The 11,175-nt window shown below is 35.1% G+C and carries 11 protein-coding genes and 1 pseudogene; 10 read left to right on the top strand and 2 right to left on the bottom strand.

All coding sequences use genetic code 11. The features are described from left to right. From J3U24_RS09595 to ispC, 9 genes and pseudogenes are all read left to right on the top strand, one after another. A pseudogene (locus J3U24_RS09595) lies at positions 1 to 98 on the top strand (elongation factor Tu); the annotation flags it as partial. A gap of 337 nt (positions 99 to 435) precedes the next feature. Next, on the top strand, positions 436 to 771 hold the full coding sequence (locus J3U24_RS09590) for a zinc ribbon domain-containing protein YjdM (RefSeq protein ID WP_065733703.1): 336 nt from the start codon (positions 436 to 438) through the stop codon (positions 769 to 771). Positions 772 to 1,605: 834 nt separating this feature from the next. Beyond that, complete coding sequence (rpsB, locus tag J3U24_RS09585; protein ID WP_034882419.1) at positions 1,606 to 2,343, top strand: 30S ribosomal protein S2; 738 nt, start codon at positions 1,606 to 1,608, stop codon at positions 2,341 to 2,343. An 84-nt stretch (positions 2,344 to 2,427) separates the two neighbouring features. Then, positions 2,428 to 3,288, top strand: coding sequence for a translation elongation factor Ts (gene tsf / locus J3U24_RS09580; protein ID WP_267330774.1), 861 nt, complete (start codon positions 2,428 to 2,430; stop codon positions 3,286 to 3,288). 114 nt (positions 3,289 to 3,402) lie between these two features. Next, a complete protein-coding gene (pyrH, locus tag J3U24_RS09575) occupies positions 3,403 to 4,137 on the top strand; it encodes a UMP kinase (protein WP_065562695.1) in 735 nt (244 codons plus the stop codon). A 27-nt stretch (positions 4,138 to 4,164) separates the two neighbouring features. Beyond that, a complete protein-coding gene (gene frr / locus J3U24_RS09570) occupies positions 4,165 to 4,722 on the top strand; it encodes a ribosome recycling factor (protein WP_065562696.1) in 558 nt (185 codons plus the stop codon). A 495-nt stretch (positions 4,723 to 5,217) separates the two neighbouring features. Then, the gene (gene deoC, locus J3U24_RS09565; RefSeq protein ID WP_267337239.1) at positions 5,218 to 5,883 is read left to right on the top strand and encodes a deoxyribose-phosphate aldolase; all 666 of its coding nucleotides are present in this window, start codon (positions 5,218 to 5,220) and stop codon (positions 5,881 to 5,883) included. A 54-nt stretch (positions 5,884 to 5,937) separates the two neighbouring features. Continuing rightward, complete coding sequence (gene deoR / locus J3U24_RS09560; protein ID WP_267337238.1) at positions 5,938 to 6,699, top strand: DNA-binding transcriptional repressor DeoR; 762 nt, start codon at positions 5,938 to 5,940, stop codon at positions 6,697 to 6,699. A 2-nt stretch (positions 6,700 to 6,701) separates the two neighbouring features. Then, entirely contained in the window at positions 6,702 to 7,886 is a 1,185-nt protein-coding gene (gene ispC / locus J3U24_RS09555) for a 1-deoxy-D-xylulose-5-phosphate reductoisomerase (RefSeq protein WP_267337237.1), read from the top strand. A gap of 6 nt (positions 7,887 to 7,892) precedes the next feature. Here the strand turns inward: ispC and J3U24_RS09550 are convergent, their stop codons facing one another. Together J3U24_RS09550 and J3U24_RS09545 are read right to left on the bottom strand one after the other, a co-directional pair. Beyond that, positions 7,893 to 8,444 (bottom strand): sugar O-acetyltransferase, encoded by a 552-nt coding sequence (locus tag J3U24_RS09550; protein ID WP_267342338.1) that lies wholly within the window; start codon positions 8,442 to 8,444, stop codon positions 7,893 to 7,895. A gap of 4 nt (positions 8,445 to 8,448) precedes the next feature. Further along, entirely contained in the window at positions 8,449 to 9,408 is a 960-nt protein-coding gene (locus tag J3U24_RS09545) for an aminoimidazole riboside kinase (protein ID WP_267337236.1), read from the bottom strand. A 273-nt stretch (positions 9,409 to 9,681) separates the two neighbouring features. Here J3U24_RS09545 and J3U24_RS09540 point away from each other — a divergent pair, with 273 nt between their 5' ends. Further along, entirely contained in the window at positions 9,682 to 11,151 is a 1,470-nt protein-coding gene (locus tag J3U24_RS09540) for a glycoside hydrolase family 32 protein (protein ID WP_065733695.1), read from the top strand. The last annotated feature ends 24 nt before the right edge of the window (positions 11,152 to 11,175 follow it).

The raw sequence follows: 11,175 nt of genomic DNA, 5'->3' as shown, positions 1-11,175 counted from the left end.
TAATTCACCCAATCGCAATGGCAGACGGCTTACGTTTCGCTATCCGTGAAGGTGGTCGTACTGTTGGTGCTGGTGTTGTTGCTAAAGTTATTAAATAATTTAAGCTTAATCAGCTCAAGAAAAGAAGGTGCACTATGTGCACCTTTTTTTATTGTTCTCAATGTTAATTAAATAAGTTATAGTCGTTGACCACTTTTTTATCCAAACTGCATTTTATTTATTTTTGTCATATTATCGGCATAGATATGGATAAAAATACACTAAAAAAAGCCAAACAAAATGTTATAAAAAATGACCTCAATTATATTGCAGTGTGCAATTGAAAAAAATAATAAATTTGGCATAACCACCTCTTAAAAAGAGAATACAATGACTAAACAGCCTTTTTTTGCTATAGTAATCACTATTTTATTTAACGTGGAATAATGAAAAGCTATGGAATCGATACCTAATTGCCCTGTTTGCCAATCAGAACATACTTACCATGATGGCACATTTTATGTTTGCCCTGAATGTGCACATGAATGGGATCCAAATCAAGAAACCTCAACCAATGATGAATTACAAGTTAAAGATAGTAATGGCAATACACTTGTTGATGGTGATGATATTATTTTAATAAAAGATCTAAAATTAAAAGGTTCATCAACTGTTCTCAAAAAAGGAGCTAAAGCTAAAGGCATTCGTCTTGTAGACGGCGATCACGAAATCGATTGTAAGGTTGATGGAATGAAAGTAATGCTGAAAGCTTGTTTTGTTAAAAAAGCGTAATTGTATAAATCAATATTCAACTTTTTATATAAACTAATGAAAAAACATCTTTAATTAAACCTTTGTTAAAACCATTTAATAACAAAAAATTATTTAATGGTTTTACAATATAAATCAATTCACACACAAATAAAAACATCTACGTTCGTTTAATACTTTTTGAGTATCTTTTAGTAGACAAAATACCTTATATATAATTTACACAATAATGTTGAGTTTTATCTTGATCGAAAATTTTAGCTTGTTTATTACTTATAGCTTTTAACGAAATAGATAATTAATATTTTTCAATCACTTTGGGGAATAGAAAAGTTTTACGATGGGAAGCTGTATAAACATTTACCATATGTAAAGCATTAAAATGCTGCGTAGCAACATTTGAATTGTCCATACTTCACACCTATTTTACATTAGGTGATAAATCATTTTTTGAAGTTTATTTATTATTTCCTCTACAGGTTCAAACGATATATCTAATTCATCAATAAGAACAACAATTGCCTTATTGATAATCTTTAAAACCACTCTGCACGGTTATTGATTTTATAAAGTTTTTATTCTTCACTAATATTATTTTTTTCTAAAAAATATGCATTATTCTTTTTACGTAAGAAAAAACTAGCAATTCTCAGTTAAATATGGTATAAAACGCGCGCTACTTTTCACATTCATTTTTCAAAAATATTTGTGAAATAAAGCACAAATTTAAAACTTAATTAACGTTATAACACACACATATCATTACTCTTTTCCGGGGTGCCTTTTACTTTGTGTATAAAGGTCGGATAAAGCGGATATGTGGAGGCATAACCCCAACGTCAAAATGAGGAAATCATGACTACAGTATCAATGCGCGATATGTTACAAGCAGGTGTACACTTTGGACACCAAACTCGTTATTGGAATCCAAAAATGAAACCATTTATTTTTGGTGCACGCAACAAAGTACACATCATCAATCTTGAAAAAACAGTACCTATGTTCAATGAAGCATTAGCTGAATTAAACAAGATTGCTGCGCGTAAAGGTAAAATTTTATTTGTTGGTACAAAACGTGCTGCAAGTGAAGCAATTAAACAAGCAGCTGAAAGCTGTGGACAATATTACGTTAATCACCGCTGGTTAGGTGGTATGTTGACTAACTGGAAAACAGTACGTCAATCAATCAAACGTCTTAAAGATTTAGAAACACAAGCTAATGATGGTACATTTGATAAATTAACCAAAAAAGAAGCACTTATGCGTGCTCGTGAAATGGCTAAATTAGAAAATAGCTTGGGTGGAATTAAAAATATGGGTGGCTTACCCGATGTGATTTTTGTAATTGGTGCAGACCATGAACATATCGCAATCAAAGAAGCTAACAATTTAGGTATTCCAGTCATTGCTGTTGTTGATACTAATTCAGATCCAGATGGTATTGATTACATCGTTCCTGGTAATGATGATGCGATCCGTGCAATACAATTATATGCAAATGCGGTTGCTGAAGCAGTTCGTTCTGGTCGTGAACAAAATCAATCTCCAGTATCTGAAGAAAGCTTTGTTGAAGAAGCTCCAGCAGCAGAGTAATAAACTCAAATATTTTCAGGGTCGATAATATCATCGACCCATTCTAATGAAAATCATCAAAATGGTTAAATAGAGGATTTAAAAATGGCTGAAGTTACCGCTTCTATGGTAAAAGAACTGCGTGAAAGAACTGGCGCAGGTATGATGGAATGTAAGAAAGCATTAGTTGAAGCAAATGGTGATATCGATCTTGCTATCGACAACATGCGTAAATCAGGTCAAGCAAAAGCAGCTAAAAAAGCTGGTCGTGTTGCAGCTGAAGGTGTAATCATTTCAAAAATTTCTGCTGATAAAAAAGTAGGTGTTATTTTAGAAATCAACTGTGAAACTGACTTCGTAGCTAAAGATGCTGGATTCTTAGCATTTAGTGAAAAAGTAGCAACAGCAGCTTTAAATGATCGAATCACTGATCTTGCAACGCTACAAGCAAAATTTGAAGAAGAACGTACTGCACTAGTAGCTAAAATTGGTGAGAATATTGGCATCCGTCGTATTAAAGAAATTGCTGGTGATGTAGTTGGTAGTTATCAACACGGCGCGCGCATTGGCGTTTTAGTTGCAGCTAATAATGGTTGTGATGAGGAATTAGTTAAACACATTGCAATGCACATTGCAGCAAGCAAACCAGAATATGTTGACCCAAGTGATGTACCTGCTGATGTGGTTGAACATGAACGTAATATTCAAATCGATATTGCAATGCAATCAGGTAAACCTCGTGAAATCGCAGAAAAAATGGTTGAAGGCCGTATGCGTAAATTCACAGGTGAAGTATCACTTACTGGTCAACCATTTGTAATGGATCCAAGTAAAACAGTTGGTGATTTACTTGCTGAGAAAAAAGCAACAATTGCAACATTTATCCGCTTCGAAGTGGGTGAAGGTATCGAAAAAGTCGAAGTTGACTTTGCAGCCGAGGTTGCTGCGATATCAAAACAATCTTAATTGTTTTTATCGAAACCGCCGTAATGGCGGTTTTGTTTATCTGCAAAATATTTTAAAATGATTGCCAGCTAGTTATTCTAGATTTTTAAGTAATAAAATATAGTGAGATTTCATATGGTAACCCCTTTCTATAAACGTATCCTTCTTAAACTCAGTGGTGAAGCATTACAAGGTGATGAAGGTTTTGGTATTGATCCAACCGTTCTTGATCGTATGGCACAAGAAATTAAAGAACTTATCGACATGGAAGTTCAGGTTGCTGTTGTTATCGGAGGTGGTAACCTATTTCGTGGTGCAGGACTTGCTAAAGCGGGTATGAACCGTGTTGTTGGTGACCATATGGGGATGCTAGCAACAGTTATGAATGGCCTTGCCATGCGTGATGCTTTGCACCGAATTGAAGTTAATGCACGTTTGATGTCGGCAATCCCATTAAACGGAGTTTGCGACGATTATCGCTGGACTGAAGCAATTAGCTTGCTTAAACATGGCAAAGTCGTTATTCTTTCTGCAGGAACAGGCAACCCATTTTTCACAACTGACTCTGCGGCTTGTTTACGTGGTATTGAAATTGAAGCAGATGTCGTTTTAAAAGCAACCAAAGTTGATGGTGTTTATTCTGCCGATCCAGTAAAAAATCCCAATGCTACACTATATAAAACACTTAACTATGAGAAAGTGTTGGACGATGAATTAAAAGTCATGGATTTAGCCGCATTTACATTAGCACGAGATCATAATCTACCAATTTGTGTTTTTAATATGAATAAACCTGGTGCATTACGTCGTGTCATTTTAGGCGAGCAAGAGGGAACATTAATCAATAATCAGACTACAGTGAGCTGTTAGTCTTAATTATTTAAAAAGGTTTTTATTATGCTAAATGAGATTCAAAAAGAAGCGCAAACGCGCATGGAAAAAAGTATTGAAGCGTTTCAAAATCATATTTCTAAAGTCAGAACTGGACGTGCTTCACCAAGCTTATTAGACGGTATTATGGTTGAATACTACGGTAGTCCTACACCACTGCGTCAGCTAGCTAACGTTGTTGCTGAAGATGCAAGAACTCTAGCCATTACGGTATTTGATAAATCATTAACGCCAATGATTGAAAAGGCAGTTTTAACCTCTGATTTAGGACTTAATCCTGCTTCAGCAGGGACAGTTATTCGAGTACCTCTACCACCATTAACTGAAGAACGTCGTCGTGATTTAACTAAAATAGTGCGTAATGAAGCAGAACAAGGTCGTGTGTCAATTCGAAATATTCGTCGTGATGCTAACGATCAAATCAAAGCTTTGTTAAAAGATAAAGAAATCTCAGAAGATGATGAACGTAAATCACAAGATTTAATTCAAAAAGCAACAGATGCAGCTATCAAAAAATTAGATGCAGTGCTTGCAGATAAAGAAAAAGAGTTAATGGAATTTTAATCTCTTGGCTAAAAAGCCTAGTTGATAAAACTAGGTTTTTTTGATTTTTACCAATCAACTATCAATCATTTAATTACCGCTGAAAAATACAAAATATTAGTTTTATCAGTAAGCGAATAGATCAAAAATAAAAAATCACTCAATAAAATAAACAGCTATCCTTCTATTTAAGCGATATAAAGTCTAACTGAGTTTATCTACAGTTGCTCAATGAAGATAATGCGCTTATGCAAAATTAAAGGGTAAACAATGTGTCCGTATTAGCGCATTATTAGCCACTAAAAATAATCAAGTTTGTCAAAATCATGGTTTCCAGTCTGGTTTGATTCAATTGTTTAAGTTTATTAAATAGTTTAGTTTTTAATTATCAAAATTTAAGTATATAATGTTACGGAAATAACATTATAGGGCTATATATGTTATTTTTATAACATCATTTACTTAATACTAAAATCATTTACTAGACATTACTAACAAAAATTAAAGGACATCATTATGGATTATGCAAAGTATATTGATCATACTTTACTGGCGATGAATGCCACAGAAGATCAAATACGTAAACTTTGTGAAGAAGCAAAGCAGTATCATTTCTATTCTGTATGTGTTAATTCAGGCTATGTGCCTTTAGTTGCTAGCTTGCTTAAAGGTAGCGATGTAAAGGTTTGTTCAGTCGTTGGCTTTCCTTTAGGTGCTATGCTGACTTCTGCTAAAGCATTTGAGACTGAAATGGCAGTCAAAGCTGGTGCAGAAGAGATCGATATGGTTATCAATGTCGGCTGGCTAAAAAGCAATGATTTAACGGCGGTTAAAGAAGATATTCAAACAGTATTTAATGCTTGTGGTTCAGTGCCGTTAAAAGTTATTTTAGAAACTTGCTTATTAACTAAAGAAGAAATCGTTACAGTTTGTACAATTTGTAAAGAAATTGGCGTTGCTTTTGTTAAAACTTCAACTGGTTTTAGCTTATCAGGGGCAACAGTTGAAGATGTTAAATTGATGCGCGAAACAGTCGGTGATAAAATGGGTGTTAAAGCATCAGGTGGCATTAGAGATCGTCAAACTGCTGAAAAAATGGTTCAAGCTGGTGCAACACGGTTAGGCGCTAGTGCTGGTATTGCAATTGTATCAGGCGATAAAGCATCATCTAGCGGCTATTAATTCATCCTTTTATAAGCTACTGTATAGTAGCTTATTGCTATTTATGGAATGGCAATGGAAACGCAACCGCAAAAAAGAGTTAATGCACTTATTGAGCAATTAAAAAATACCGATAAAATTCATTTAAAGCAAGCAGCGCAAATGCTTGCTGTTTCTGAAATGACGATTCGTCGAGATCTTAGTAATCAATCTTCATGTTTAGCTGTTTTAGGCGGTTATATTGTTAACCAAGCACGCCATACCATATCACAATATTTTGTTTCAGATCAGCAAGATAAGCATGTAGATGAAAAGCGTTATATCGGTAAGTTGGTTAGCCAATTTGTTGATGAGAACGACACCATTTTTTTTGATTGTGGTACAACCATGCAATTTATCATTGATGAAATTAGTGATGATATCGCCTTTACTGCAATCTGCTATTCACTCAATGCTTTTCTAGCGTTACAAAACAAACCAAAATGTAAAATCATTTTATGCGGTGGGCAATATCAGCTTAATAATGCAATTTTTACCAATATTAGTTCCCATAATCCGATCGATTTTATCTGTCCAAATAAAGCTTTTATTTCGGCAGCGGGTATTGATCTCACTCAAGGTGCAACTTGTTACCATTTTGATGAACTGAATATGAAGCATCAGGCGATGAAAAAATCTAATCAAAATATTTTAATTGCCGATCATACTAAGTTTAATCAAGTTAAACCGGCTTTTATTTGTAACCTTGATCAGTTTAATTTGGTGATGACCGATAGAGCGCCGGATTTAGGCTACGTCGCTTACTTTGAAGAAAATAACATTGGTTTAATTTATTAATTATGAAAAATATCGCAATTTTAGGTTCAACAGGATCGATCGGCTGTAGCACGTTAGCCGTCATTCGGCAAAATCCAACTTTATACAAAGCTTATGTGCTAGTAGGTGGCGCTAATGTTGCAAAAATGACAGAGCAGTGTCAGGAGTTTAAACCAAAATATGTTGCTATGGCGAGCAAACAAGCAGCGCAAGAGCTTAAAGCAAATTTAGCTAACCTAAAATTGAATATAGAAGTACTGAGTGGGGAGCAAGCTATGTGTGATTTAGCACAGCTTCCCGAAGTTAACCAAGTTATGGCTGCAATTGTTGGTGCTGCGGGATTAAGGCCGACTCTTGCTGCAATTAAAAAAGGTAAACGCATTTTACTCGCTAATAAAGAGTCATTAGTCACTTGTGGGCATTTATTTATGCAAGCGGTGAAGCAATATGGCGCCGAGCTACTGCCGGTCGATAGTGAACATAATGCGATCTTTCAAAGTTTACCTACCGCAGTACAACATGATCTTGGATTTGCTAATCTGACTGATCATGGTATCGCCAAAATTGTGTTAACCGGATCTGGCGGACCTTTTCGGGAACTACCGTTAAATAAATTAACTTCAGTCACGCCTGCGCAAGCGACTTTACATCCTAACTGGTCAATGGGTAAAAAGATTTCAGTTGATTCGGCAACGATGATGAATAAAGGCTTAGAATACATTGAAGCACGCTGGTTGTTTAATGCTAGTTCTGAACAGATGGAGATTATTGTACATCCTCAATCGATTATTCACTCAATGGTACGTTATCTAGATGGCAGTATTATTGCAGAATTAGGCGTGCCAGATATGTGTACGCCAATTGCTTATTCAATGTCTTATCCATTACGTATTTCATCCGGTGTACCTGCTTTAGATTTTACTCAAATCTCATCATTAACCTTCAATCAACCCGATTTTATTCGCTATCCATGCTTAAAATTAGCCATTGAGGCTTGTGGTGAAGGGCAAGCGGCAACAACAGCGCTTAACGCTGCCAACGAAGTGGCAGTTGAAGCATTTTTACAGCAAAAAATTGGTTTTATGGATATTGCCAAACAAGTTGCAACCACGTTAGATCAACTTAATTTTCCGGAACCTGCCACTATTGATGATGTGTTCACTATTGATGCATGGGCTAGAGCACAATGTAGCAAACAGATAGTTTAAATGGCATTAAAGTGTTTTATATACTCGGCATGGCGTACCCATGGCAACGACATTTGAAGGGATATCTCGATCTACAATACTGCCTGCTGCAATAACCGTATTATCGCCGATAGTCACATTGGGTAGTACAATTACGTTACCACCAATCCAAACGTTATTACCGATCGTAATCGGTTTGGCAAACTCAAGCCCACTGTTGCGTATTTGGCTATCAAGTGGGTGACCTGAGGTATAAAAACCGCAATTGGGTGCGACAAGGACATTATCTCCGAATGTAATTTTGGCCGCATCAAGCATGATGCAGTTAAAATTAGCAAAAAAATTCTCTCCAATTTCAACATTGTAGCCATAATCACATTGAAAACCGGGCATAATTGTAAATTGCTTCGGTGTTTTACCTAATAGCTTTCTAAAAAGTTGTTGCCGTTTATCCACTGCTGAAGGTGATAGTTGGTTTAACTGAAAGCAGAGATCTTGTGCATAAATTCGCTCTTTTTCAAGCTCATTAATACAAGGATTATAAAGTAAACCTGTTAACATTTTCTCCTTTTCAGTCATTTTACTATCCCATCTGTTTTGCTATTAGTGCAGGATTATCACTAATAAATGATTGTAAAAAACCACTGTCTGGTAATGCCGTTAATGCACCTTTTTTGGTGGTAGCTAGTGCTCCGCATGCGCTGGCTATAGTCATCATACTTTCTAACATTAATTTATCCTCAGGCATACCTGATAAAGCAATACTACTAAGTAATCCTGCAACAAATGCATCTCCAGCTCCAGTTGTATCAATGCTATTGACATGAAATGAGTCAAAAGTAAAAGTTTTACCTTGCCATAACACAATACTACCATCTCTGCCTTTGGTAACTAACTTAAGTGGTGCATTATAATGTTGTTGCAATTTATCGAGTGCTACATGCCAATCTTGGCTCTCAGTTAACCAAAACAACTCTTCATCAGAGAGTTTAAGAATGTCAGCATCATGACAGAATTGAGTGATAATTGTGCGCATTTCATTTTTATCTTGCCACATTTGTTCACGTAAATTGATATCAAAACTAATTAAACCATTTTTATCACTGAGTTTCTCAATAGCTTGTTTGAGCGTTTGTCGACAAGTTGTTCCAACTAATGCTAAAGAACAAAAATGAAGAATATCTTGATTAAAATCAGGAAGTGCTTGTTCTGACAAAAATTGATCGGCCGAAGGTGAAACAAGAAAGGTAAAACTTCGTTCACCATTTTCACCTAAATCAACAACAACAGTGCTTGTTCTATGCTCCTCATCCTTTTCAAGACTTTGGCAATCAACATGATGCTCACAAAAAGTCTTTTCCATGAAGTGACCAAATGGATCATGACCAACTCTACCAATAAAACCAGAGGGCAGTCCTAACTTAGCAATACCAATAGCAACATTTGCAGGAGCGCCTCCAGCACAGGCTCGGTAGTTCATTTCACCAAATGGTAATAAATCGATAACAGCATCACCAAGAGACCATACTTTTGTATTATTCATTTTGTCACTCATATTATTAATAGGTTAAATTTTTGTGTCATTACTATCTCAGCATACTCAAATTAATTCATTAAGCATTGATTAGCTGATGTATTGATAATCAATATTAACTATAAACTAAATCATTTATAAAAAAAATCATTGTTAACGTTAAAAATATGTGACTATCATCACATATTTTAACGTTTATTTCACTATAAGTTAACGTTAACAAAAAAATTAATGTAGTATGTAATCGTATTAACCTAACTCATGATAAAAGAAGGGAATGTTATGACAAATGCAATTGATAAAGCTAACCAAGCTATAAAAAAATTAGAAAAAGAAATGAATAAGCAATATTATCCTCATTTCCATTTATCACCTCAAGCTGGTTGGATGAATGATCCAAATGGCTTAGTCTATTATAAAGGACAATATCATGCTTTCTATCAACACCATCCTTATAATGAGAATTGGGGACCAATGCACTGGGGACATGCAGTAAGTGATGATCTTATTACATGGCGAAGATTACCAATTGCAATTGCGCCAGATCATGATTATGACAAGAGTGGGTGTTTTTCAGGTTCAGCTGTAGATAATAATGGCGAATTGAGCTTAATTTACACAGGCCATATATGGTTAAATGGTCAAGGTAATGATGAACATATCCGAGAAACTCAATGTCTTGCCACAAGTAAAGATGGTATTAATTTTAAAAAACATGGAACTGTACTTACACCAAAAGAAGGGATTATGCATTTTCGTGATCCTAAAGTGTTTAAACAAAATGGTAAATGGTGGATGGTAGTTGGTCAGCGAGAAACCAATGATGTTGGTCAAGTGTTACTTTATCGTTCAACTGATTTAAAAGATTGGAAGTTTGAACAAGTCCTTATCAGTGATATCGATCCGAATGTTTATATGCTTGAATGTCCAGACTTTTTCCCATTAGGAGATAAATGGGTATTAATGTTCTCACCACAAGGTATGCAAGCAAAAGGTTATCAATATCGAAATCGATTCCAATCTGGTTATATCGTTGGAGATTGGCAGCCAGGTAAACCATTTTCAATAATCAAATCATTCCAAGAGATGGACTTTGGTCACGATTTTTATGCGCCACAATCATTCCTCGCAGCAGATGGTCGTCGTATTATGTTTGGTTGGATGGATATGTGGGAATCAAAAATGCCAAGTAAACATGATAAATGGATGGGAGCATTTACTTTACCACGCGAATTAATCCTAGATCGACAAAATAGAGTTCGTAATCGACCAATTAAAGAACTTGTGGCACTTCGCGAAAAACCACAATCATTAACTAATATTGAATTAAATAGTGAATTAAAAAATACCAAAATTGAATCAATTAGTTGTGAAATTAATGTTGAAATTGATTTAGTCAATAGTAATGCTGAACGTTTTGGATTACAACTTGCTGCGACACCAGATGGTAAGCAAGCAACCTTATTGTACATTGATCGGCAAGCTAACCGCATCATTCTAGACCGAAGTCTTTCTGGAATTGACTTAAAAGGTTATCGAAGTGTGCCATTACCAAAAACCAAAAAACTAACATTACATATTTTTGTTGATGCATCATCAGTCGAAGTTTTCATAAATAAAGATTTATATAGCCTCTCAAGCCGTATTTATCCTAAATTACCAGCAAAAAGGTTAATTAACTTATTTGCCGAAAATGGACAAGCAAAAATTACCAAATTAGATAGCTGGCAATTAAAATCAATTTATGAATAATTTATAAAAAAACCACCAACTAAG

Origin of the sequence: Gilliamella sp. B2785, from assembly GCF_026537005.1 — a bacterium.
GTDB lineage: Bacteria > Pseudomonadota > Gammaproteobacteria > Enterobacterales > Orbaceae > Gilliamella > Gilliamella apicola_E.
The sequence above is the reverse complement of the archived record's forward strand: the minus strand, read 5'-3'. Positions and strand labels throughout refer to the sequence as shown.